Origin of the sequence: Propionicimonas paludicola, assembly GCF_002563675.1 — a bacterium.
GTDB classification, from domain to species: domain Bacteria; phylum Actinomycetota; class Actinomycetes; order Propionibacteriales; family Propionibacteriaceae; genus Propionicimonas; species Propionicimonas paludicola.
The window spans coordinates 1,388,698-1,412,259 of sequence record NZ_PDJC01000001.1 but is presented as its reverse complement, the minus strand read 5'-3'; the positions used below and the strand labels follow the sequence as shown (position 1 = coordinate 1,412,259).

The 23,562-nt window shown below is 68.8% G+C and carries 18 protein-coding genes; 16 read left to right on the top strand and 2 right to left on the bottom strand.

Annotation, left to right across the window (positions count from 1 at the left end; all coding sequences use genetic code 11):
* The first annotated feature begins 9 nt into the window (after positions 1 to 9).
* The 10 genes from trpB to ATK74_RS06445 all read left to right on the top strand — a co-directional run bounded on the left by trpB (position 10) and on the right by ATK74_RS06445 (position 17,080).
* Positions 10 to 1,254 carry a tryptophan synthase subunit beta gene (gene trpB / locus ATK74_RS06485; protein WP_098460270.1) on the top strand — a complete coding sequence of 415 codons (1,245 nt, stop codon included), beginning with the start codon at positions 10 to 12 and terminating at the stop codon, positions 1,252 to 1,254.
* A complete protein-coding gene (gene trpA, locus ATK74_RS06480; RefSeq protein WP_098460269.1) occupies positions 1,251 to 2,078 on the top strand; it encodes a tryptophan synthase subunit alpha in 828 nt (275 codons plus the stop codon). The genes trpB and trpA overlap by 4 nt, the downstream gene beginning before the upstream one ends.
* A gap of 18 nt (positions 2,079 to 2,096) precedes the next feature.
* Positions 2,097 to 3,023, top strand: coding sequence for a prolipoprotein diacylglyceryl transferase (gene lgt, locus ATK74_RS06475; RefSeq protein WP_211283300.1), 927 nt, complete (start codon positions 2,097 to 2,099; stop codon positions 3,021 to 3,023).
* A gap of 178 nt (positions 3,024 to 3,201) precedes the next feature.
* Positions 3,202 to 7,725, top strand: coding sequence for a glutamate synthase large subunit (gltB, locus tag ATK74_RS06470; protein ID WP_098462080.1), 4,524 nt, complete (start codon positions 3,202 to 3,204; stop codon positions 7,723 to 7,725).
* The gene (locus ATK74_RS06465; RefSeq protein ID WP_098460268.1) at positions 7,718 to 9,187 is read left to right on the top strand and encodes a glutamate synthase subunit beta; all 1,470 of its coding nucleotides are present in this window, start codon (positions 7,718 to 7,720) and stop codon (positions 9,185 to 9,187) included. The genes gltB and ATK74_RS06465 overlap by 8 nt, the downstream gene beginning before the upstream one ends.
* 36 nt (positions 9,188 to 9,223) lie before the next feature.
* Positions 9,224 to 10,747 (top strand): hypothetical protein, encoded by a 1,524-nt coding sequence (locus tag ATK74_RS15335; protein ID WP_169923762.1) that lies wholly within the window; start codon positions 9,224 to 9,226, stop codon positions 10,745 to 10,747.
* A gap of 2 nt (positions 10,748 to 10,749) precedes the next feature.
* A complete protein-coding gene (locus ATK74_RS15330; RefSeq protein WP_169923761.1) occupies positions 10,750 to 11,295 on the top strand; it encodes a DUF1697 domain-containing protein in 546 nt (181 codons plus the stop codon).
* Between the two features lie 101 nt (positions 11,296 to 11,396).
* Positions 11,397 to 14,915 carry a DNA polymerase III subunit alpha gene (gene dnaE, locus ATK74_RS06455; protein WP_098460267.1) on the top strand — a complete coding sequence of 1,173 codons (3,519 nt, stop codon included), beginning with the start codon at positions 11,397 to 11,399 and terminating at the stop codon, positions 14,913 to 14,915.
* Between the two features lie 60 nt (positions 14,916 to 14,975).
* Entirely contained in the window at positions 14,976 to 15,644 is a 669-nt protein-coding gene (locus tag ATK74_RS06450) for a hypothetical protein (RefSeq protein ID WP_211283299.1), read from the top strand.
* 5 nt (positions 15,645 to 15,649) lie between these two features.
* Complete coding sequence (locus ATK74_RS06445; protein ID WP_169923760.1) at positions 15,650 to 17,080, top strand: CYTH and CHAD domain-containing protein; 1,431 nt, start codon at positions 15,650 to 15,652, stop codon at positions 17,078 to 17,080.
* 4 nt (positions 17,081 to 17,084) lie between these two features.
* On the opposite strand, the gene ybaK is transcribed toward ATK74_RS06445, so the two are convergent.
* Both ybaK and ATK74_RS06435 read right to left on the bottom strand, forming a co-directional pair.
* Entirely contained in the window at positions 17,085 to 17,567 is a 483-nt protein-coding gene (gene ybaK / locus ATK74_RS06440) for a Cys-tRNA(Pro) deacylase (protein WP_098460265.1), read from the bottom strand.
* Positions 17,567 to 18,304: a DUF554 domain-containing protein gene (locus ATK74_RS06435; RefSeq protein ID WP_098460264.1), complete on the bottom strand. Its 738-nt coding sequence runs from the start codon at positions 18,302 to 18,304 to the stop codon at positions 17,567 to 17,569. Before ATK74_RS06435 ends, ybaK begins: the two co-directional genes overlap by 1 nt.
* A gap of 100 nt (positions 18,305 to 18,404) precedes the next feature.
* On the opposite strand from ATK74_RS06435, the gene hisD reads away from it, so the two are divergent.
* The 6 genes from hisD to ATK74_RS06405 are packed head-to-tail and all read left to right on the top strand — an operon-like array spanning position 18,405 to position 23,560.
* Positions 18,405 to 19,706, top strand: a complete 1,302-nt coding sequence (hisD, locus tag ATK74_RS06430; RefSeq protein ID WP_098460263.1) for a histidinol dehydrogenase — start codon at positions 18,405 to 18,407, stop codon at positions 19,704 to 19,706.
* Positions 19,703 to 20,797 carry a histidinol-phosphate transaminase gene (locus ATK74_RS06425; RefSeq protein ID WP_098460262.1) on the top strand — a complete coding sequence of 365 codons (1,095 nt, stop codon included), beginning with the start codon at positions 19,703 to 19,705 and terminating at the stop codon, positions 20,795 to 20,797. Before hisD ends, ATK74_RS06425 begins: the two co-directional genes overlap by 4 nt.
* Positions 20,794 to 21,408: an imidazoleglycerol-phosphate dehydratase HisB gene (gene hisB, locus ATK74_RS06420; protein WP_098460261.1), complete on the top strand. Its 615-nt coding sequence runs from the start codon at positions 20,794 to 20,796 to the stop codon at positions 21,406 to 21,408. The genes ATK74_RS06425 and hisB overlap by 4 nt, the downstream gene beginning before the upstream one ends.
* Complete coding sequence (gene hisH, locus ATK74_RS06415) at positions 21,405 to 22,052, top strand: imidazole glycerol phosphate synthase subunit HisH (RefSeq protein ID WP_098460260.1); 648 nt, start codon at positions 21,405 to 21,407, stop codon at positions 22,050 to 22,052. Before hisB ends, hisH begins: the two co-directional genes overlap by 4 nt.
* Positions 22,042 to 22,764 (top strand): bifunctional 1-(5-phosphoribosyl)-5-((5-phosphoribosylamino)methylideneamino)imidazole-4-carboxamide isomerase/phosphoribosylanthranilate isomerase PriA, encoded by a 723-nt coding sequence (gene priA, locus ATK74_RS06410; RefSeq protein WP_098460259.1) that lies wholly within the window; start codon positions 22,042 to 22,044, stop codon positions 22,762 to 22,764. The genes hisH and priA overlap by 11 nt, the downstream gene beginning before the upstream one ends.
* Complete coding sequence (locus ATK74_RS06405; RefSeq protein WP_098460258.1) at positions 22,748 to 23,560, top strand: GNAT family N-acetyltransferase; 813 nt, start codon at positions 22,748 to 22,750, stop codon at positions 23,558 to 23,560. Before priA ends, ATK74_RS06405 begins: the two co-directional genes overlap by 17 nt.
* The last annotated feature ends 2 nt before the right edge of the window (positions 23,561 to 23,562 follow it).

Genomic DNA, 23,562 nt, shown 5'->3' with positions numbered 1-23,562 from the left:
AATAGGCGAATGAACCACATTTCCCTGCCGGATCAGGCCGGGCACTTCGACGCCTTCGGCGGTCGCTATGTGCCTGAAGCGCTGATCGCCGCGCTGAACCAGTTGGAGGCCGAGTTCGATCGGGCGTCGCTGGAGCCGGCGTTCTGGCAGGAGTTGGATGAGTTGCGCCGCAACTACTCCGGACGTCCGACCCCGCTCACCGAGGTGCCGAAGTTCGCCCAGCATTGCGGCCGGGCTCGGATCTTCCTCAAGCGGGAGGATCTCAACCACACCGGCTCGCACAAGATCAACAACGTGCTCGGCCAGGCATTGCTGACCCGGCGAATGGGCAAGACCCGGGTGATCGCCGAGACCGGTGCCGGCCAGCACGGTGTGGCGACCGCCACCGCGGCCGCGCTGCTCGGCATGGAGTGCCGGGTCTACATGGGCCGGGTCGACACCGACCGGCAGGCCCTCAACGTGGCGCGGATGCAGCTACTGGGCGCCGAGGTGGTGGCCGTCGAGTCCGGCAGCCAGACCCTGAAGGACGCCATGAACGAGGCCATGCGTGACTGGGTGGCCTCGGTCGACAACACCCATTACCTGATCGGGACCGTCGGCGGCCCGCACCCCTTCCCGAAGATGGTCCGCGAGTTCCAGCGGGTGATCAGCACCGAGATCAAGGCCCAGGTGCGCGAGCGCTTCGACCGGCTGCCGGATGCGGTGGCCGCCTGCGTGGGCGGCGGATCGAACGCCATCGGCACCTTCGCCGACTTCATCGACGAGCCCGAGGTGGCCCTGTACGGCTTCGAGGCCGGCGGCGACGGCGTGGAGACCGGACGGCATGCCGCCTCCATCCAGGGCGGATCGATCGGCGTACTGCACGGGATGCGGACCTACATCCTTCAGGACGCCGACGGCCAGACCATGGAGTCGCACTCGATCTCGGCCGGCCTGGACTACCCGGGCGTCGGCCCCGAACACGCGTGGCTGGCCGCCACCGGACGAGCACACTACGAGGCGGTCACCGACACCGAAGCCATGGCGGCCTTCCAGCTGCTGTGCCGCACCGAGGGGATCATGCCGGCCATCGAGTCCGCGCATGCCCTGGCCGGAGTGATCCGGCTGGGCCAGCGGCTGGCCGTTGAGCAACCGCACGCCGAGCCGCTGATCGTGGCCTGCCTGTCCGGTCGGGGCGACAAGGACGTGGATACGGCGATCACGTACTTCGGTCTGCCTGGGCATCCCGATCTGTACACCGGAGGCGTGGCATGACGCTGAGTTCGAGCGCGGCCTTCAGCGCCGCGTCAGCTGAGGGCAGGGGAGCGCTGGTCGGCTACCTTCCGGTCGGCTATCCGAGTGTGGCCGGCTCGTTGGACGCGCTGCGTGCGCTGTGCGGGGTCGGCGGCGACGGCCCGGGAGTGGATCTGGTCGAGATCGGCTTGCCCTACTCCGACCCGATCATGGATGGCCCGGTGATCCAGCAGGCCGGCACCAAGGCGCTGGAGCGCGGGGTGCACACCAGCGATGTCTTCGCCGCGGTGGAAGCCGTCCGGGAGACCGGCACGCCGGCGGTGGTGATGACCTACTGGAACCTGGTCGATCGCTACGGTGCGGACGCCTTCGCCCGCGACCTGGCCAATGCCGGCGGCTCCGGCCTGATCACCCCGGATCTGATCCCGGACGAGGCCGAGGACTGGCTGGCCGCGTCGGAGAACCATGAGCTGGACCGGATCTTCCTGGTCTCCCCGTCTTCGACCGACGAGCGGATCCGTTCCACGGTGGCCGCCTGCCGCGGCTGGGTCTACGCAACCTCGGTGATGGGCGTGACCGGCACCCGGACGTCCAGCCCGAGTGCGGCCCCCGAACTGGTGGCCCGGATCCGGGAGCTGGCTCCGGGCACTCCGGTGGGGGTGGGCCTCGGCGTGTCCACCGGCGACCAGGCCGCGGATGTGGTCGGCTATGCCGACGCTGTGATCGTGGGCTCGGCCTTCATCAAGCCGCTGCTCGCGGCCGAGAAGGCGGGACGGCCCGACGACTTCAGTGGGCTGCGCGCCGTCCTGGCCGACTTGACCGCCGGAGTGCGGCGACGTCCCTGACCCGAAAGTGAGGCTGTCGTGGTGATCGCGTTCATTCCTAGCCCGTCGATCAGCTACTTCCAGCTGGGTCCGGTGACGATCCACATCTATGCGCTGTGCCTGTTGGCAGGCATCGCCGCGGCCTGGGCGATCGGCTCCCGCCGATGGCAGGCCCGGGGCGGCTCCACCGAGAGCTTCGAGACGATCCTGCTCTGGGCGATCCCGGTGGGGATTCTCGGAGCGCGCTTCTATCACGTGATGACGCATCTGGGGGACTACTTCGGCCCGACCGCCGACCAGCATTGGTGGGCGATCTGGGAGGGCGGTATCGCCATTTACGGCGCGATCGGCTTCGGCGCCCTGGCCGCCTTCCTGGTGGCTCGTCGGCAGAAGGTGTCCTTCACGGCATTGGCCGACGCGCTGGCCCCGGGGATCGCGGTTGGCCAGGCGCTGGGCCGGTTCGGCAACTGGTTCAACCAGGAGTTGTACGGCCTGCCCACCACCTTGCCCTGGGGCCTGGAGATCGATCCGGCGCATCGGGTGCCCGGCCTGGAGAACTACTCCACCTTCCACCCGACATTCCTCTATGAATCGCTGTGGAACCTGCTGGTCGCCGGGGTCCTGCTCTGGGCCGACCGCAGGTTCCGGCTGGGTCGGGGCAAGGTGTTCGCTCTCTACGTGGCCCTGTACGGATTCGGACGGATCTTCACCGAGTCGCTGCGCACCGACTACTCCTACGACATCTTCGGGCCGCTGCGCTTCAATGCCGCGGTGGCTCTGCTGATCTGCCTGGCCGGGATCGTGGCGCTGGTCCTGCTGGTGCGGCTTCGTCCGGGCCGGGAGACCGACGTTGATCCACTTTCCGAGACGAATTCGTCTCTCCTGGTGGACACTGAGGCTGAGGCCGAGCCCGCTAAGGCCACCCCACCGGCCGCTGAGACAGACCAGAAACCCGGCTCCGACTAGGAGAGTAGTCTGTGACCGCGGCTATCGGCTGCGGGCGGCTCGGCCACCTAGTAGACAATCGCGGCATCGGCCACCCGTTCAGGTAGGCTCGCCGTCCGAACGTGCATCGCCGACTGGGCTCTGGCCGGCTGGCGCGAGCCCCACGCTTGGCGTAGATGGGAGAACACATATGGCGCAGGTGTCGATGCCTCACCGACCCGCCGAGGGACTCTACGATCCCGCCTTCGAACACGACGCGTGTGGCGTCGCCTTCGTCGCGCGGCTGGGCGGGGAGGCCAGCCACGACATCATCGCCAAGGGCTTGATCGCCCTGGAGAATCTGGACCACCGCGGCGCCACCGGCGCCGATCCGGCAGCCGGTGACGGTGCCGGAATGCTGCTCCAGGTGCCGGACCGGTTCTTCCGCGAGGTGGTCGACTTCGACCTGCCGGCGCCGGGACAGTACGCGGTGGGGATGGCATTCCTGCCCACCGACCCGGCCAAGCGGGCCTCGGCCAAGCGCACCATCGAGTTCATGGCCACCGAAGAGCGGCTGGTGATCAACGGCTGGCGGGAGGTGCCCACCGACGACTCCACGCTGAGCCCGATCTCGCGGGAGAACATGCCGCATTTCGAGCAGTTCTTCGTCTCCACGGTGAACCTCGACAGCGGGATCGAACTGGATCGGGCGGTCTACCCGCTGCGCCAGCGGGCCCGCGGCGAGGCCGGGGTGTACTTCGCCTCGCTTTCCGGCCGGACCACGGTCTACAAGGGGATGCTGACCACCCAGCAGCTGGCCGAGGTCTTTCCCGACCTGCTGGACGAGCGGATGGAGAGCGCCCTGGCGCTGGTCCACTCCCGGTTCTCCACCAACACTTTCCCGGCCTGGGAGCTGGCTCACCCCTACCGGCTGATGGCCCACAACGGCGAGATCAACACAGTCAAGGGCAACCGCAACTGGATGCGAGCCCGTGAGGCGCTGCTGGCCACCGACGTGATCCCCGGTGACCTGTCTCGGGTGTTCCCGATTTGCACTCCCGGTGGTTCGGACTCGGCCTCCTTCGACGAGGTCCTCGAGCTGCTGCACCTGGGCGGACGCTCGCTGCCGCATGCGGTGCTGATGATGATCCCGGAGGCCTGGGAGAACCACACCGAGATGGACCAGGCGCGGCGCGACTTCTACTCGTTCCACTCCTCGCTGATGGAGCCCTGGGACGGGCCGGCATCGGTGACCTTCACCGACGGCACCCTGATCGGCGCCGTGCTGGACCGCAACGGACTGCGTCCGGGACGGTTCTGGGTGACCGACGACGGCCTGGTGGTCTTCGCCTCCGAGGCCGGCGTGCTCGACCTGGATCCGGCCCACGTCGTCCAGAAGGGCCGGATGAAGCCCGGCAAGATGCTGCTGGTCGACCTGTCCAGCCATCGCCTGATCGACGACGACGAGATCAAGGCCAAGCTGGCCGCTGCCGAGCCGTACGCCGAGTGGCTGGCCGAGGGTCGGGTGGACCTGAACGATCTTCCCGAGCAGCAGCACGTCGTCCACAGCCACGCCTCGGTGACCCGGCGTCAGCAGGTCTTCGGCTACAGCCACGAAGAGCTGCGGATGATCGTGGCGCCGATGGCGAACACCGGTGCCGAGCCGATCGGCTCGATGGGCAATGACGCGCCGGTGGCCGTCCTCTCGGACCGTCCGCGGTTGCTCTTCGATTACTTCGCTCAGCTCTTCGCACAGGTGACCAACCCGCCGTTGGACGCGATTCGCGAAGAGCTGGTCACCTCGCTGTCGGCGACCTTCGGTCCGGAAGGCAACCTGCTGGCCCCCGGGCCCGACTCCTGTCGGCAGATCGTGATCGGCTACCCGATCCTGGACTCCGATCAGCTGGCCAAGCTGGTCCGGATCAACCGGGACGGTTCGATGCCGGCCTACGACACCCATGTGGTGCGTGGCCTGTACCCGGTCGAGGGCGGCGGCGCCGCGCTCAAGGCGCGGCTGGAGGAGCTGTGCACCGCGGTCAGCGAGGCCATCGCCCAGGGCGCACGGACCATCATCTTGTCCGATCGGCACTCCAACGCCGACCTGGCGCCGATCCCGTCGCTGCTGCTCACCGCGGCGATCCACCACCACTTGGTACGGGAGAAGACCCGCACCCAGGTGGGCCTGATCGTCGAGGCCGGTGACGTCCGCGAGGTGCATCACGTTGCCCTGCTGATCGGCTACGGAGCGGCAGCGGTGAACCCCTACCTGGCCTTCGAGTCCGCCGAGGACCTGGCCCGCCGCGAGTGGCTGGTCAACGTCGATCCGGACAAGGCGGTCTACAACGTCCGCAAGGCGCTGGGCAAGGGCGTGCTGAAGGTGATGTCCAAGATGGGCGTCTCCACCATCGCCTCCTACACCGGTGCCCAGATCTTCGAAGCGCTCGGCCTGTCCAGCGAGCTGATCGAGTCCTACTTCACCGGCACCACCAGCCGGGTCGAGGGGATCGGCTTGGACGAGATCGCCGAAGAGGTCGCCAAGCGGCACGCTCGGGCCTACCCGCCGGACGGCATTCCGCTGCCGCACCGGACGCTGTCCGGAGGCGGGGAGTACAAGTGGCGCCGCGAGGGCGAGCCGCACCTGTTCGATCCGGAGACCATCTTCCGGCTGCAGCACTCCACCCGGCAGGGCCGCTACGACATCTTCAAGCAGTACACGGCGCGGGTGAACGATCAGTCCAAGCGACTGATGACCCTGCGCGGGCTGCTCGAGTTCGACTCGAACCGGACTCCGGTCCCGATCAACGAGGTCGAGCCGGTCAGCGAGATCGTCAAGCGGTTCTCCACCGGCGCGATGAGCTACGGCTCGATCAGCCGCGAGGCGCACGAGACCCTGGCCATCGCCATGAACCGGCTGGGTGCGAAGTCCAATACCGGCGAGGGCGGCGAGGATCCCGAGCGGCTGCACGACCCGGCTCGGCGCAGCGCCATCAAGCAGGTGGCGTCCGGCCGGTTCGGCGTGACCAGCGACTACCTGACCAATGCCGACGACATTCAGATCAAGATGGCCCAAGGCGCCAAGCCCGGTGAGGGCGGCCAGCTGCCCGGCCAGAAGGTCTACCCGTGGGTGGCCAAGACCCGGCACTCCACGCCGGGGGTCGGTCTGATCTCGCCGCCGCCGCATCACGACATCTACTCGATCGAGGATCTCAAGCAGCTGATCCACGACCTGAAGTGCGCCAACCCGGCGGCTCGAGTGCACGTGAAGCTGGTCGCCGAAGTCGGCGTCGGGACGGTCGCGGCCGGTGTCTGCAAGGCCAAGGCCGATGTGGTGCTGGTCTCCGGCCATGACGGCGGCACCGGCGCGGCACCGCTGACCTCGATCAAGCACGCCGGTGGTCCCTGGGAACTCGGCCTTGCCGAAACCCAGCAGACCCTGCTGCTCAACGGGCTGCGGGACCGGATCGTGGTGCAGGCCGACGGCCAGCTGAAGACCGGACGTGACGTGGTGATCGCCGCTCTGCTGGGTGCAGAGGAGTTCGGCTTCGCCACGGCCCCGCTGGTGGTTTCCGGCTGCGTGATGATGCGGGTCTGTCACCTGGACACCTGCCCGGTCGGGGTTGCCACCCAGAACCCGGATCTGCGCGCGAAGTACTCCGGCCATGCCGACTACATCGTGAACTTCTTCCAGTTCATCGCCGAGGAGGTCCGCGAACTGCTCGCCGAGTTGGGCTTCCGCTCCATCGAAGAGGCCGTCGGCCACGTCGAGGCGCTGAAGACGAAGTCGGCCGTCGATCACTGGAAGGCCAAGGGGCTGGATCTGGCCCCGGTGCTGCACCAGGTCGAGCTGCCGGCCGGCGCAGCCCTGCATCGGACCTCCGTCCAGGATCACGGGCTGGACGACAAGCTGGACGTCCAGCTGATCGAGATGGCTCAGCCGGCGCTGACCAACGGAGAGCTGGTCCGGGCCGAACTGACCGTTCGCAATGTCGACCGCACCGTCGGCACCCTGCTCGGCCACTACGTGACCAAGGCCACCGAGGGCGTGGGGCTGCCGGAGAACACCATCGACCTGACCCTGCGCGGCACGGCCGGGCAGAGCTTCGGCGCCTTCCTGCCCAAGGGGGTCACGCTGCGCCTGGTTGGCGACAGCAACGACTACTTCGGCAAGGGCCTGTCCGGTGGACGGCTGATCCTGCGTCCGCACGGCAACGCGCCGTTCCGGGCCGAGGAGCAGATCATCGCCGGAAACGTGATCGGCTACGGCGCCACCAGCGGCGAGCTGTTCATTCGTGGCCAGGTGGGCGAGCGGTTCTGCGTCCGCAACTCCGGAGCCACCGCGGTGGTCGAGGGGGTGGGCGACCACGCCTGTGAGTACATGACCGGCGGTGAGGCGCTGATCCTGGGCGCGACCGGACGCAACATCGCAGCCGGCATGTCGGGTGGGGTGGCCTGGGTGATGGACCTGGTGCCGGAGCGCCTGAATGCCGAGCTTGTCGACGCGCAGCCGCTGAGCGATGAGCATCTGGAGCGGGTACGGGCACTGCTGACCAAGCACTGTGAGGAGACCGACTCGGCGGTGGCCAAGGCGCTGCTGGAGCTCGATCCCGAGCAACTGCGCGGGCGGTTCACCACCTTGGTGCCGCGTGACTACGCCCGAGTACTGAAGGCCCGGGCCGAGGCCGAAGCGGCCGGACTGGACGAGGAGACCACCGTGAAGCTGATGATGGAGGCGTCCCATGGCTGATCCCAGAGGATTCATCACCACGCCGAGGCAGGTTGCCGAGCGTCGTCCGGTCGACGAGCGGGTCGGTGACTGGAACGAGGTCTACCCGGGTACCCCGGGGACGGCCGTGCTGCCGATCATCAGCCGACAGGCCGGGCGCTGCATGGACTGTGGCATCCCGTTCTGTCACTCCGGCTGCCCGCTGGGCAACTTGATCCCGGAGTGGAACGACCTGATCTGGCGCGACGACTGGGCTGGAGCGTTGGAGCGGCTGCACGCCACCAACAACTTCCCCGAGTTCACCGGACGGCTCTGCCCGGCCCCGTGTGAGACCGCCTGTGTGGTCGGGATCAACCGTGAGCCGGTGACCATCAAGAACGTCGAGGTCTCGATCATCGACCGCGCCTGGGGGGACCGTCGGGTGGTGGCTCAGCCGGCCGCCTGGCACACCGGCAAAACCGTGGCTGTGATCGGCTCCGGTCCGGCCGGACTGGCCGCCGCCCAGCAGCTGTCCCGGGCCGGCCACACCGTGGTCGTCTACGAGCGAGCCGACGCCGTCGGTGGCCTGATGCGCTACGGGATCCCCGAGTTCAAGATGGAAAAGAAGGTCCTCGACCGGCGCCTGAAGCAGATGGTGCTGGAGGGGACGGTCTTCAAGACCGGCGTGAACATCGGCGTCGACATCACCGGCGAGCAGCTGCTGGAGCGTTTCGACTCGGTGGTGTTGGCCATCGGCTCGACCGTGGCCCGTGATCTTCCGGTGCCCGGCCGCGAACTGGCCGGCATCCACCAGGCCATGGAGTTCCTGCCGCAGGCCAATCGGGTCGCCGTGGGCCAGGAGGTGGCCGACCAGATCGTGGCCACCGGCAAGGACGTGGTGATCATCGGCGGTGGCGACACCGGTGCCGACTGCTTGGGCACGTCCATCCGGCAGGGAGCCCGCTCGGTCACCCAGCTGGAGATCATGCCGGTACCGCCGCAGGGTCGGCCGTCCGGACAGCCGTGGCCGACCTACCCGATGGTCTACCGGATCTCCTCTGCGCATGAGGAGGGCGGCGAGCGGCTCTACTCGGTGTCCACTCAGCGCTTCCTGGGCGACGAGGCCGGCAACGTCAGCGGCCTGGAACTCAACGAGGTGCGCTTCGTCGAGGGTCGTCTGGAGACGGTCGAGGGAACCACCCGCGAGCTGCCGGCCCAGCTGGTCCTGCTGGCCATGGGCTTCACCGGTCCGCAGCGGGACGGCGTGGTGGAGCAACTGGGGGTGGAACTCGACCCGCGCGGCAATATCGCTCGGGACGAGAACTACGCCACCAGCGTCGACCGGGTCTTCGTGGCCGGCGACGCCGGACGCGGCCAGTCACTGATCGTGTGGGCGATCGCCGAGGGGCGCTCCTGCGCGAACGGTGTGGACGCCTTCCTGAACCAGCGTGAGTCCCGGCTGCCCAAGCCGATCCTGCCGACCGAACGTCCACTAGCGGTTTAGCTCTAGAATCGGCCTGCCGTCCAAGGAGGGAAGCCGATGCGTCGGGTGCGCCAGGCCCTGCAGGGGATCGCCACGCCGCGCTGGGATCGCCTCCTGGTGACCCTCTGGTTGGTGGGCTTTGCGATCGCCAGGTCCGCGAGGTTCAAAGAACGTGACCCGTACTGGCAGGTTCGGGCCGGGCTGGAGAACCTGTCGGGGCAGCCGTTGGCACGTCCGGACAGCTGGAGCTGGGCTCCGGTGGGCGGGGACTGGTACCAGAACTCGCCGCTATGGGACACACTGCTGGGCGCGGGCTACTCGGTTGCGGGGTTCTGGGGGCTGTTCGCGGTCACCCTGGCCACCATGGTCGGCTACTTCCTGCTGGCCGAAAGACTGGCTCTGCGGCTCGGCGGACGTCCACTGCCCACCCTGGCCGGACTGCTGGCGGTGTTCTCCGCCACGCTGGCCATGCTGTCTCCGCGGGCCACGCTGGCTGTGCAGCTGTTGATTCTGCTCGGTGTGTGGGCCGCTCTTGCCTGGGCCGACGGCCCGGCCGGCCGTCTGGCCTGGCCGGTGAACCTAGCCGCGATCTTGGCCCTGGCTCTCGGCTTGTCCACGCTGGGCAACTGGGTGCACCTCTCCTTCCTGCTGATCGGCCCCGGGATGGGCGTGGTCTGGCTGGTCGTCTGGTTCTTCGCTCCGCTGAGGCGATCGGTGAAGGCCGCACTCAGCGTGGCCGGCCTGGTCGGCTGGGGGCTGGGACCATTGCTCTCGCCATATGGACTGGCCGCAGGGCTCGAGCGGACGGCCGCGGTCCAGCGGGCCTGCCAAGGAGTGATCCTGGAGTGGTCGACCCCGTTCACCCAGGGGATGCCGGCAGAGCTGGTGGCTATGGCCGTGATCGCGGCGGTGGCTGCCGTCACCGTGGTCGGCTGGCTGCTGCGCCGCTGGCTACGGGGACCGCGTGACCTGGCCTTCGGTGGTCTGCTGGCCTTGGCCGTAATCGGGGTCCCGTCGTCGCTGCTCGGGCTCAGCGCAGTTCGATTCCTCGGTATCGGTCTGCTGACTCTGGCGCCGGTGTTGGCCGTCGGGGTGACGGCCCTCGTTGATCGGGTTCGTGTCCGCTGGGCCCACGCGGCCGCGTCCCGCTGGTGGGAGTACACGACCGGACGGCTGTGGCGGATCGTGCTATGGCTGACGGCAGTCGTGCTGACACCGGCGGCGCTGCTGCTCGGCGCGAACCACTCACTGCCCGCCGAGGCGTCCCTGGTGGCCCAGTTGCCGTCCGGCTGTCGGCTCTACAGCGACGCCGGTCTGGCCGGCCCGGTCATCCTGCTGCGTCCCGATGTGAAGGTGTGGATCGACGGTCGGGCCGACTACTACGGCCGCGAGCGCACGCTGCTGCAGCATGCCTACCTCGAGGGGACGGCGCCGGAGTTGGTGCCCACCGGGACTACCTGCGTGGTACTGGACACCTCGCTGGGCGAGATTCCCCTGGTCAAGGCCTTGGATGGCTCGTCGCTGTGGCGGGCCGCCGGCCAGGACGGGCCCTACCGGCTGTGGCTGCCGAGCGGGGCCTGAACATGGCTCGGCTGGCTCTCCTGCGCGGGATCAACCTGGCCCGCCATCGCCGCGTTGCGATGGCCGAGCTTCGCCAGGCCGTGGTCGCGCTCGGCTGGACCGGGGTGGCCACCTACCTGCAGTCGGGGAACCTGGTGTTCCAGGCTCCCGGCAGCGATCCCGAGGTGGCCGCACAGCTGTCCGGGCTGTTGCGGGAGCGCTTCGGGCTGGACGTGGACGTCGTGATCCGCGACGGTGCCCGGCTGGCCACCCTGCTGGCCGGCCAGCCCTACCCAGAAGGGGATCCAGCTCGGACCGTCATCGCCTGCTGCGATCGGGCCGTGCCAGAGCCGGCCGTGGCCCGCTTGGCCGCGCTGCGCATTGGCGACGAGCGGTTCGCGCTGGCCGAGAGTGGCTGCGATCTGTACGCGATCTTCCCGGACGGCCAGGCCCGGTCCCGGCTTGCGGCCGGTCTGATCGACGCTCTCGCCCCGGCCACCGGGACTGCCCGGAACCTGCGCACGATGACGGCATTGTCCGATCTGCTCAGCGCGAAACATGCAGGGTGAGTCGATGGCCGGGAAGCGCCTCGGTCCGAGTTAGGGTGAGTACTCGCTGACTTCCCCCAGCGGGTTATCTGTCACTTCCACAGTTCGGAGGCTCGGTCAGCGTGACGGCCGATTTCGTGCATCTGCATTGCCACTCGGAGTACTCGATGCTGGACGGTGCGGCACGACTCAAGGATCTGGTAGGGCGGGCCGATCAACTCGGCATGCCGGCCCTCGCTGTGACCGACCACGGGAACCTGTTCGGTGCCTACGAGTTCTACAAGGTGGCCAAGAACTCGCCGGTGAAGCCGATCATCGGGCTGGAGGCCTACCTCACTCCGAAGACCCATCGCAGCGAGCGCAAGCGCGTCCAGTTCGGCGACGGCACCGGCGACGATGTCGCCTCCAAGGGCGCCTACACCCACATGACGATGTGGGCCGAAAGCAGCGAGGGCATGCACAACCTGTTCCGGCTGAGCTCACTGAGTTCGCTGGAGGGCTTCTTCTACAAGCCGCGCGCTGACCGGGAGCTGCTGCACCGCTACGCCAAGGGCCTGATCGCCACCACCGGCTGCCCGTCCGGGGAAGTGCAGACCTACCTGCGGTTGGGCCAGTACAAGGAGGCGCTCGCCTCGGCCGCGGAGTTCCGCGACATCTTTGGCGCCGAGAACTTCTACGTCGAACTCATGGATCACGGCCTGGACATCGAGACCCGGGTCCGGTCCGACCTGCTCAAGCTGGCCAAGGACCTGCACCTGCCGCTGGTGGCGACCAATGACCTGCACTACGTCCACGCCAGCGACTCCGAGGACCACGACACTCTGCTGTGCGTGTCGGCCGGGTCCAACAAGGACACCCCGAACCGGTTCAAGTTCGACGGTGACGGCTACTACCTGAAGTCGCCGGAGGAGATGCGGGCACTGTTCGCCGACCTTCCGGAGGCCTGCGACAGCACCTTGGCAATTGCTGAGCGGTGCCAGACGCACTTCGAAGAGGGCACCGGCACCTACATGCCGCAGTTCCCGGTTCCGGACGGCGAGACCGAGACCTCCTGGTTCATGAAGGAGGTCCGAACCGGGCTGGACAAGCGCTATCGCGGCCAGGTTCCCGAGTACGCCATCAAGCAGGCCGAGTACGAGGAGGAGGTCATCCTCGGAAAGGGCTACGCCGGCTACTTCCTGGTGGTGGCCGACTTCATCAACTGGGCCAAGCGCAACGGGATCCGGGTCGGACCGGGCCGTGGCTCGGGTGCCGGTTCGATGTGCGCGTACGCCATGGGCATCACCGACCTGGATCCGGTCCCGCACGGCCTGATCTTCGAGCGGTTCCTGAACCCGGAACGTCCCTCGATGCCCGACTTCGACGTCGACTTCGACGATCGCCGTCGCGGCGAGGTGATCCGCTACGTCACCGAGAAGTACGGCGACGACCGGGTCTGCCAGATCGTCACTTACGGCACCATCAAGGCCAAGCAGGCCATCAAGGACGCCGGACGGGTGCTGGGCATGCCGTTCTCGATGGGGGAGAAGCTCACCAAGGCCTACCCGGCCCCGGTGCAGGGCAAGGATCTGCCGCTTCCCTACGTGTTCGATCCGCAGAATGAGCGCTACGGCGAAGGCACCGAGTTCCGTGAGCTCTACGAGTCCGAGCCCGAGGCGAAGCTGGTGGTCGACACGGCCCGCGGCATCGAAGGCCTGAAGCGGCAGTGGGGCGTCCACGCGGCCGGCGTGATCATGTCCAGCGTGCCGTTGATGGACGTGATCCCGGTGATGAAGCGGGAGCAGGACGGCCAGATCATCACGCAGTTCGACTACCCGAGCTGTGAGGCGCTCGGCCTGGTCAAGATGGACTTCCTGGGTCTGCGCAACCTGACCATCCTGGACGACGCGGTGCGCAATGTGAAGATCAACCGCGGCATCGATCTGGACCTGGACGCGCTGCGCCGGGACATGACCGACCCGGCCACCTACGAACTGCTCGGCTCGGGGGAGACCCTGGGGGTGTTCCAGCTGGACGGCGGCGGGCTGCGGTCGCTGCTGAAGATGATGCGCCCGGACAACTTCGAAGACATTTCGGCAACCATCGCGCTCTACCGGCCCGGACCGATGGGTGCCGACAGCCACACCAACTACGCGCTGCGTAAGACCGGACGGCAGAAGGTCGAGCCGATTCACCCCGAGCTGGCCGAGCCGCTGGCCGACATCCTGGACATGACCTACGGCCTGATCGTCTACCAGGAGCAGATCCAGCAGATCGCTCAGCGGGTGGCCGGCTACAGCCTGGGCCAGGCCGACCTGCTGCGCCGGGCCATGGGCAAGAAGAAGAAGGAAGTCCTGGAGGCCGAGTTCAAGCCGTTCAGCACCGGCATGAAGGCCAACGGCTTCTCCGACGCGGCGATCTCCACGCTGTGGGAGATCATGGTTCCGTTCGCGGCCTACGCCTTCAACAAGGCCCACTCGGCCGCCTACGGGGTGATCTCGTACTGGACGGCCTACCTCAAGGCGAACTACCCGGCCGAGTTCATGGCCGCCCTGCTCGAGTCGGTGAAGTCCGACAAGGACAAGACCGCGCTCTATCTGGGTGAGTCCCGCCGGATGGGGATCCGGGTGCTTCCGCCGGATGTCAACGAGTCCGAAGGCATGTTCACCCCGGTGGGCGTGGACGTCCGCTACGGACTGGCCGCGGTCCGCAATGTCGGCGACAACGTGGTGAAGGGCGTCGTCGAGGCTCGCACCGAGTTCGGCAAGGCCGGCAACTTCAACGCCTTCCTCGACCAGGTGCCGCTGGTGGTCTGCAACAAGCGGGTCATCGAGTCGCTGATCAAGGCCGGCGCCTTCGACTCGATGGGGCACACCCGGCGCTCGCTGATGGAGTGCTTCGAACGTCGCGTCGACGAGGTGATCGACCTCAAGCGCAACCAGGCCAACGGCCAAGACGACCTGTTCGGGGATGCCGGCAGTGCGGACCAGGTCAGCGCCTCCCCGGTGCCCGACCTTCCCGAGTGGGACAAGCGGGTCCGGCTGGGCTTCGAGCGGGAAATGCTCGGTCTGTACGTCAGCGACCACCCGTTGCAGGGCCTGGAGCACATTCTGGTTGCCCAGCGCGATCTGTCGATCGGCCAGCTGCGCGCCGACGACGGGCCGCGCGACGGGATGATCACCATCGCCGGGATGATCACCCAGGTGGTCCGCAAGCAGACCAAGAACGGCGACCTGTGGGCGATCGTGACCGTCGAGGACCTGGAGTCGGCGGTCGAGGTGCTGCTGTTCCCCAAGGTCTACGCCACGGTCGCCTCCGGCCTGGCCAGCGATGTGGTGGTGCGGATCAAGGGCCGGGTGCGGACCAAGGACGACAGCCTGGAACTGACCGGCCAGGAGGTGACCTTCCCGGACGTCTCGGAGGGGCCGTCGGGGCCGCTGGTGATTCAGCTGCCGGCCGTCCGCTGCACTCCGGCCGTCGTCGAGCAGCTGCGACAGGTGCTGCGCGCGCACCCGGGCCCGACCGAGGTGCGAGTCAAACTCGTCTCCACCACCAATGGCGCCAAGATCTGGCGGCTGGACGACGGGCTGAGGGTGGCCCCGTCCCGCCCGCTGATGGCCGACCTGAAGGCACTGCTGGGGCCGTCCTGTGTGGCCGGCTGAGCAGGTCTCGACCGGTGCGCCCGTAGTGCGGGCGTGCGCCCGAGCGCCTAGGCTTCCAGCGTGACCACCGACACCACCTCGACAGTTCCGCGCCTGCCTGACGACAGTCCGGCACGGGTGCTGCCCTGGATTGCGATCCTGGTCGGGCTGTCCATCGTGGTTGGCGCTCTGGGCGGGGTGTTCTGGGCCGCAGTGGTGAAGCTGCCGGCCTATCTGGTGGGAGCCGACGGCTCGGGCACCATGACCGAACGTGGACTGACCGAGATCGTCGGTGGCGACGCGTGGTTCGTGATCGTCGGGACTCTGATCGGGGTCGGACTGGGCCTGGTCGCCTGGAAGTGGTTCCGTCCGCTCGGCTGGCCGACCCCGCTGCTGGCGATCGGCGCCGGCTTGATGGCCGGTCTGGTCTGCTGGCAGGTCGGTCAGCTGGTGGGACCGGGCAACTTCAATGATCGGCTGGCGGCAGCCAGTCCCGGCGACCTGGTCCGGATGTCCCTGGAGCTGCACTCCTGGTCGGCGCTGGCCGTGTGGGCGTTCGCCGCGGTCACCCCGGTGCTGCTGATCTCGTCGCTGGGACCCGACGATGAGGAGCATCACCGCAAGCCGCGGTCCACGCAACCGACCCTGGTGCAGCCCGCCGAGCCGGAGAGTGTGGACGAGCGCGGTGTGGTGACCGCGGACAGCGCCGACGAGCGGGGTGTCGTCACCGCGGAGAGCGAGACCGAGTGAGGCCCGTGGTCGAACTGGAGATCGAGCGCAAGTACGCCCTCGGCCTCGACCAGAGTCTTCCCTCGCTGGCCGGCACCTTGATCGAGGGGCCGATCAACAACTATCAACTGGTTGCGACCTACTACGACACTCCGGATCAGCGGCTGCGCGCCGAGCGTCTGGTGATCCGGCGCCGCACCGGCGGCCGGGACGACGGCTGGCACCTCAAGGCGCCGGGTCAGGATGCCGACCATCGCGTCGAGCAGCAGCTGCCGATCGATCCTGACGCCCCCGGCCTGGTTCCGCCCGGTTTCTGGGAGGAGGTCAGCCAGCGGCTCGGCGGGCAACCGCTGGTGCCGGTGGCCACCTTGCACACCTTCCGGCAGGAGCAGGACCTGCTCGGTGCCGATCATGCGGTGCTGGCTCGGTTGTGCATCGATGAGGTGTACTCCGACGCCGCCGGGCATCGCGACCACTGGCGGGAGGCCGAGCTCGAGCTCGCCGCCGGTCAGCTGGCCCTCCTCGATGAGCTGGAGGCGATCCTGGCTGCGGCTGGCATCGTCCGGGCCACCGACGTGGCTAAGATCGCCCGGGCACTGGGGGCCGCGCCGACTGCGTCCGCTCCGGCTACCGCGGGTCAGGTCGTGCAGGCCTATCTGGCCGGCCAGTTGGGCGTCCTGCAGCACTGGTATCGGGATCCGTCCGGCTTGCCCGGGGGAGACGCCCATGACGGTCGGGTCGCCTGTCGGCGGTTGCGCAGCGTGCTGGGCACCTTCGGCTCGGTGTTCGCCGCCGGCGCTCGCGGACGGCTCCGCGCTGAACTGCGTTGGCTGGGCCTGCAGCTGAGCCCGGCCCGGGACGCCGAAGTGGTCGCCGATCGGCTCGCCGCAGGGATCGCGGACTGTGACCCTGCCGCTGCCCCCCTTGTTGAGGGCTACCGCGAGTCGGTCCTGCGCGCCCGGCTGGCGACGCTGGAGGAGAGCCTTGATCGGTCTCGGGTGGCCGCGATCCTGGTCGGCATCGAGGGACTGTTGAGCAGTGAGGCGCTCTCCCCGCGAGCAGAGCGGGAGCCGTCCGCGGTGCTGGCGAAGAGCTGGCGATCGGCGGTGGCCGCGGTCCGGACCGAGCAGGCCGCCGCCCTGCAGAGCAGCGACGAGCAGGCATGGCACGGCGTCCGCAAGGCGGCCAAGGCCGCCCGGTATGGGGCCGAGGTGCTGGTGTCGGCGCTGCCCGGCTACGACCAGCAGCGGGTGGCGTGGGAGCAGGTCACCGAAGCCCTGGGGGTGGTGCAGGATGCGGTGGTCACCCGGGCCGAACTGCATTGGCTGCAAGGGCAGGGCTGGCCGGGGCTGACCCCGGAGCTGCTGGCCGCATTGGACGCCCGCGAGGCGGAAGCCCAGCAGGGTGCGCTGGCGCGCGGGAAAGCTGCGGTCGCCGCGGCCCTGGCGCTCAGCTGAGGGATCAGCGGGCGATATCGGCGAAGCGGGCCGCGCAGGCCGCGGCCAGATCGTCGGGGGCCAGTTCTACCTGCAGTCCACGGCGTCCGGCCGAGACCAGGATGGTGTCCCACAGCTGCGCGGTCTCATCGATCACCGTGGGCAGCGGCGTCTTCTGGCCCAGCGGGGAGACCCCGCCAAGCAGGTAGCCGGTGCTCCGGGTGACCAGGGCCTTGTCGGCCATCGCAGCCCGCTTGGCGCCCATCACCTGGGCGAAGTGCTTCAGGTCCAGCTGAGTGGCCACCGGCACCACGGCCACGGCTAGCTCGGGGCGGGTGGCCCCCAGATCGATCACCAGGGTCTTGAACAGCCGCTCCGGGTCCATGCCGAGGGCCGCAGCGGCCTCGGCTCCGTAGTTGATCACGTCCGGATCATGCTCGTACGGGTGGACGACGTGAGCGATCCCGGCCTGGACCAGTACCTCAAGGGCGGGAGTGGCGGCCGGCATCAGACGAACGCCCCCACCACCGCGACCAGCACCGGAGCCAGCACCAGCGCCGGCAGCAGGTCGCCGATCGGGATCTGCTTGATCCCAGCCAGCCGGAAGCCGAGCCCGAGCAGCATCACTCCGCCGGTGGCGCCCAGAGCATCCACCTGGGCGGCTGGCAGGAAGTTGCCCAGAGCAAAGCCGAGCAGGGTCAGCAGCCCTTGATAGAGCGCCAATGGGAGCACCGAGACCATCACTCCGATCCCGAAGGTCGAAGCGAACGCGATCGCGGCGAACCCGTCCATCACTGCCTTGACCAGCAGTTGGTCGGGGCCGTGGCCCAGTCCGTCGGAGAGCGCGCCGAGGATGGCCAGCGGTCCGATGCAGAACACCAAGGTGGCGGTCACCGCGCCCTCGACGAAGCGGCCGTCCTCGCCGTCGGGGGAGAAGCGCTGGTGCAGCCGGTTGACCCCGGCGTCCAGGCGGTCCTCGATCCCCAGCAGCGAACCGATGATGCCGCCGATCAGCAGCGCAGCCAGGATGACCAGTGGCCGGGCCAACGAGCCGACCTCCGCGGTGAGAGCATCGGACAGGCCGGAGGCGATCGATGACGCGCCGGTGACCATGGTGAACAGGCCGAGTACTTGGGTGACCAGGGTCCGGGTTCGTTCATTGAGCCGGTGCCCGGCCAGCACCCCGAGTCCGGAGCCCAGCACGATGGTGGCGACGTTGGCAGCGGTGCCGAGGCCGATGAACATGTGGCCCAGTCAATCACTCGGCGCCGGGGGCGTCGGCAAGGGTGCCCAGGAACGGACGCCGGGGCGGACCCGGTCCGGGCACACCCCATAGAATCCGGTTGTGCTCAGAACCATCGACCTACGCGGAGTCAGTGTTGCCGATTACCGCGCCGTGGTGCCCCGGGCCGGCTTCGACGTCGCTGCGGCCGCACTCGTTGTGCAGCCGATCATCGATGCCGTGGCCGAGCGTGGCGCCGCGGCCCTGGCCGAGTTCTCGGAGCGCTTCGACCATGTGGTTCCGCCGAGCTTCCGAGTGCCACCGGAGGCGCTGAGCCAGGCCCTGGACGACCTCGAACCCGAGGTCAGGTCGGCTTTCGAGGTGGCCATCGAGCGGCGGCGTCGGGTTGCCGAGGCGGAGGCCGCTCATGATCCGGTGCGGGTCGAGCTTGCCCCCGGAGCGATCGTCGAGCAGCGGCTGGTCCCAGTCGGACGGGTGGGCCTGTACGTCCCCGGTGGACTGGCGCCGTTGGCGTCCAGCGTGCTGATGAATGTGGTGCCGGCTCAGGTGGCCGGGGTGGGTTCGATCGCGGTGGCCAGCCCGCCGCAGGCCGAGTTCGGCGGTCTGCCGCACCCGAACATTCTGGCTGTGTGCGCTCTGCTCGGCGTGGACGAGGTCTATGCCGTCGGCGGGGCTCAGGCCATCGCCATGTTCGCCTACGGCGTGGACGGTGTGTGCGCCGCCGTGGACCTGGTCACCGGCCCGGGAAACATCTACGTGGTCGCGGCCAAACGGCTGTTGCGCGGACGGATCGGCATCGACTCCGAGGCCGGACCGACCGAGATCGCCATCCTGGCCGACGAGACTGCGAACCCGGTCTTCGTGGCCGCCGATCTGATCTCTCAGGCCGAGCATGACCCGCTGGCGGCCAGCGTGCTGGTCACCACCTCGCCGGCGCTGGCCGAAGCGGTCCGCGCCGAACTGGAGCCGCAGGTGGCTGCCACCCGCCACCTCGAGCGAGTGCGGACGGCGCTGACCGGGCCGCAGTCGGCCGTGGTGCTGGTCTCCGATCTGGAGCAGGGGATCGCCGTGGTGGACGCCTACGCGGCCGAGCACCTGGAGATCCAGACCGCTGATGCCGCGGCAGTGGCGGCCCGGATTCACAATGCCGGGGCGATCTTCGTGGGCAGCTTCTCCCCGGTGTCGCTGGGCGACTACACCGCCGGATCCACCCACGTGCTGCCGACGGCCGGCTGCGCCTGCCACTCGTCCGGGCTGAACGTGCACAGCTTCCGCAAGCAGGTTCACGTCATCGACTACTCCCGCGAGGCGCTGCTGGAGGTGGCCGGGGTGGTGGAGACCTTCGCCGCGGCCGAGGATCTGCCTGCCCACGGGGCGGCGGTCACCGTTCGGCGCCAGCCATGAAGCCACAGGTGAGCCTGGCCGAGCTGCCGTTGCGTCCGGAGCTGGTTGGGGAGGAGCCATACGGCGCCCCGCAGCTGGACGTCCCGGTGCGGCTGAACGTGAACGAGAACCCGTACCCGCCCTCGCCGGCCATCATCGCCGACATGGCGGACGCGGTGGCCGCTGCCGCGGCCCAGATCGATCGGTACCCCGATCGTGAAGCGCTCGGTTTGCGCGCCGACCTGGCCGGCTACCTGGGCCATGGACTCAGTGCTGCGAACCTGTGGGCGGCCAATGGCTCCAACGAGGTGATGACCCACCTGCTGGGAGCCTTCGCCGGACCCGGACGCACGGTGCTGACCTTCGCGCCCACCTACTCGATGTACCCGGAGTACGCCCGCAACACCCACAGCGAGTACGTCGTGGTGCCGCGGCGCGACGACTTCACGGTCGCGGCGGACGACGCACTGGCCGCCATCGCGGAGCATCAGCCGTCGGTGGTGATCATCACCACCCCGAACAACCCCACCGGCACCACCACACCGCTGGCCGAGATCGAGAAGATCCTGGCCGGCACCGAGGCCATCGTGGTGGTCGATGAGGCCTACCAGGAGTTCGCCCGGCACCCCGAGCAGACTGCTCTGACTCTGTTGCCGCGGTTTGGCAATCTGGTGGTGAGCCGGACCATGAGCAAGGCCTTCGCCCTAGCCGGCGGACGGGTCGGCTATCTGGCCGCGGCCCCGGCGATCGTGGACGCGTGCCGGATCGTCCGGCTGCCGTACCACCTGTCGGCCCAGACCCAGGCGCTGGCCCGGGTGGCGCTGGCCCATGCCACCGAGATGCTGGCCAAAGTGGACGAACTGCGCGCCACTCGCGACGAGTTGCTGCTTCGGCTGCCTCAACTGGGAGTCGAGGTGATCGACTCCGACGCGAACTTCTGCCTGTTCGGACGCTTCGCCGACCGGCATGATGTCTGGCAGCGGTTGTTGGACCGCGGCGTGCTGGTGCGCGAAACCGGACCGGCCGGTTACTTGCGGGTCTCGGTGGGCACCCCGGCCGAGATGGCCCAGTTCTACCAAGCTCTGACCGACGTGATTGAGGAGATTCGATGAGTGCGCGAACGGCTGTCCGTGAGCGTCGGACCAGCGAGTCCGAGGTACGGGTCAGCCTGAACCTGGACGGGACCGGCACCGCGTCGGTGAGCACCGGGGTCGGTTTCTACGACCACATGCTGACCGCGCTGGCCCGGCACTCCCTGATCGACCTGGAGATCGCGACCACCGGAGATCTGCACATCGACGGCCACCACAGCATCGAGGACACCGCCATCGTGCTCGGCCAGGCGTTCGCCGAGGCCCTCGGCGACAAGGCCGGGATCCGTCGCTACGGCGACGCCACCGTGCCGCTGGACGAGGCGCTGGCCCAGGCCGTGGTCGACCTGGCCGGACGCGCCTATGTGGTGCACACCGGCGAGCCGGAAGGTCAGCAGTACGCGCTGATCGGCGGCACCGGCGTGAAGTACGCCGGGTCGATGACCCGGCACGTCATGGAGTCCTTCGCGGTGAACGCGGGGATCACCCTGCACCTGCGGGTGTTGGCTGGACGCGACCCGCACCACATCGTCGAGGCCCAGTTCAAGGCGTTGGCCCGGGCGTTGCGGGATGCGGTCGCCTTCGATCCGAGGATCGAAGGGATCGTCCCCTCCACCAAGGGCAGCCTGTGACCGCTGGAGGCCCGCTGGTCGCGGTCCTGGACTACGGCTCGGGGAACCTGCACTCGGCCACCCGGGCGCTGGCTGCTGCCGGCGCCGATGTGGTGCTCACCGCCGATCCGGCGACTTGTCTTGACGCAGACGGCCTGGTGGTGCCCGGTGTGGGAGCCTTCGCGGCCTGCATGGACGGGCTACTGGCCGTCGACGGTGGACGCATCGTCGCCGAGCGGCTGGCCGCCGCACGTCCGGTGCTGGGCATCTGCGTGGGTCATCAGGTCATGTTTGCCGCCGGCGTCGAGCACGGCAGCCAGGCGGCCGGGCTGGGCGTGTTGCCGGGCGTGGTCGCCGAACTGGAGGCACGTCCGTTGCCGCACATGGGCTGGAACACGGTCACGGCGGCCGCCGGCAGCCGGATGTTCGCCGACATTGAGGACGAGCGGTTCTACTTCGTCCATTCCTTCGGCGTGCGCAGCACCCAGGGATGGCCCGATCAGGCCCTGCCCAGCTACACCGAGCATGGCGGAGACCGATTCGTGGCGGCCGTGGAGTACGGGCCGCTGTGGAGCACGCAGTTCCACCCCGAGAAGTCCGGGGCGGCCGGGGGACGGCTGCTGCGCAACTGGCTGAACACCCTGAAGGAGACCCATGAAGCTTGAACTGTTGCCGGCCGTCGATGTCCAAGGCGGCCAGGCGGTTCAGCTGGTCCAAGGTGTCGCCGGAAGTGAGAAGGTCTTCGGCGACCCGCTGGCGGCCGCGAAGCGTTGGCAGGACGCCGGCGCGGAATGGCTGCACCTGGTCGACCTGGACGCGGCCTTCGGCCGGGGCAGCAATGCCGAGCTTCTGGCCGGGATCATCAGCGAGCTCGAGCTGAAGGTCGAGCTGTCCGGGGGCATCCGGGACGACGCCTCACTGACCCGGGCGCTGAGTACTGGCTGCCGCCGGGTGAACATCGGCACGGCGGCGCTGGAGAACCCGGACTGGTGCGATGCCATCATCGCCGAGTACGGGGATCGCATCGCCATCGGCCTGGACGTCCGCGGCACCCGGCTGGCCGCGCGCGGCTGGACCCGCGAAGGCGGCGAGCTGTGGCCAACCCTGGAGCGGCTCAACGCAGCCGGCTGCACTCGCTATGTGGTGACCGATGTGGCCAGCGACGGCATGCTCAGCGGGCCGAACCTGGAACTGCTCAGCGAGGTGTGTGCACGCACCGACGCCAAGGTGGTGGCCAGCGGCGGCATCTCCCAGCTGGACGACCTGCGCGCGCTGCGCGAACTGGTTCCGCTGGGCGTCGAGGGCGCGATCATCGGCACGGCTCTGTACGTGGGCAACTTCACTCTCGAGGAAGCCCTCGATGTCGCTGGTCAGTGACCCTGACGGGCTGCGCCTGCTGGCCGCGCATGACCGGCTGCTCCGCGGGCAACGCGAGGTGGCCGGCGCCGCTGGGCATGCGCAGGTGGGACCACTCTGGTTGGCCGACTTCGGCGGCTACGGAATGGTCAGCTACCAGGGCCACGAACTTGCCGGGGTGAACCTGGCTGAGCTGATCGCAGCATCGACCGGCTGGTTCACCGAGCGCGGCATCACCGAGTTCGAATGGAAGACCCGCGGCCACGACGACCTCCCCGAGCTGGATCCCGCCCTGCGGGCGGCCGGCTTCGCCCCGGACCCGGTCGAGGTGGTGATGATCGGCGAGCCGGCCATGCTGGCGGCTCCCGGCGAACTCCCGGCCCCGCTGCAGCTGCGCCAGGCCGGGGCCGGCCCGGTCAGTCTGGCCGAGGACGTGGCGGCTGTGGCCCGGTTGCACGACGCCGTCTTCGAGCGCTCCGGCCCGGATCGTCAGGAGCGCACCATCGCCATCCTGACCGAGCGGCCCGAGACCATGCAGCTGTGGCTGGTGGCCGACGGCGACCGGGCGATCTGCGCGGGACGGGTGGACCTGGAGCCCCCGGTGGCCGGGCTCTTCGGCGGCGCCACCGCGCCGGGCTGGCGGGGCCGGGGCATCTACCGGACCCTGACCGCGGCCCGGGCTCAGTCGGCCGCCGCGGCCGGCTGTGAGCTGATCTACGCCGAATGCACCCCGTACAGCCGTCCGATCATGGAGCGGGCCGGGCTGCGGGCGATCACCACCACCACGCCCTACCTGTGGCAGGGCGCGGCCGGCTGAGT

Bases quoted from the DNA above. Each gene is read 5' to 3' on its own strand.
- trpB (WP_098460270.1), top strand. From the start codon at position 10: ATGAACCACATTTCCCTGCCGGATCAGGCCGGGCACTTCGACGCCTTC.
- trpA (WP_098460269.1), top strand. From the start codon at position 1,251: ATGACGCTGAGTTCGAGCGCGGCCTTCAGCGCCGCGTCAGCTGAGGGC.
- ATK74_RS06465 (WP_098460268.1), top strand. From the start codon at position 7,718: ATGGCTGATCCCAGAGGATTCATCACCACGCCGAGGCAGGTTGCCGAG.
- ATK74_RS15335 (WP_169923762.1), top strand. From the start codon at position 9,224: ATGCGTCGGGTGCGCCAGGCCCTGCAGGGGATCGCCACGCCGCGCTGG.
- ATK74_RS15330 (WP_169923761.1), top strand. From the start codon at position 10,750: ATGGCTCGGCTGGCTCTCCTGCGCGGGATCAACCTGGCCCGCCATCGC.
- ybaK (WP_098460265.1), bottom strand. From the start codon at position 17,567: ATGCCGGCCGCCACTCCCGCCCTTGAGGTACTGGTCCAGGCCGGGATC.
- ATK74_RS06435 (WP_098460264.1), bottom strand. From the start codon at position 18,304: ATGTTCATCGGCCTCGGCACCGCTGCCAACGTCGCCACCATCGTGCTG.
- ATK74_RS06425 (WP_098460262.1), top strand. From the start codon at position 19,703: ATGAAGCCACAGGTGAGCCTGGCCGAGCTGCCGTTGCGTCCGGAGCTG.
- hisB (WP_098460261.1), top strand. From the start codon at position 20,794: ATGAGTGCGCGAACGGCTGTCCGTGAGCGTCGGACCAGCGAGTCCGAG.
- priA (WP_098460259.1), top strand. From the start codon at position 22,042: ATGAAGCTTGAACTGTTGCCGGCCGTCGATGTCCAAGGCGGCCAGGCG.
- ATK74_RS06405 (WP_098460258.1), top strand. From the start codon at position 22,748: ATGTCGCTGGTCAGTGACCCTGACGGGCTGCGCCTGCTGGCCGCGCAT.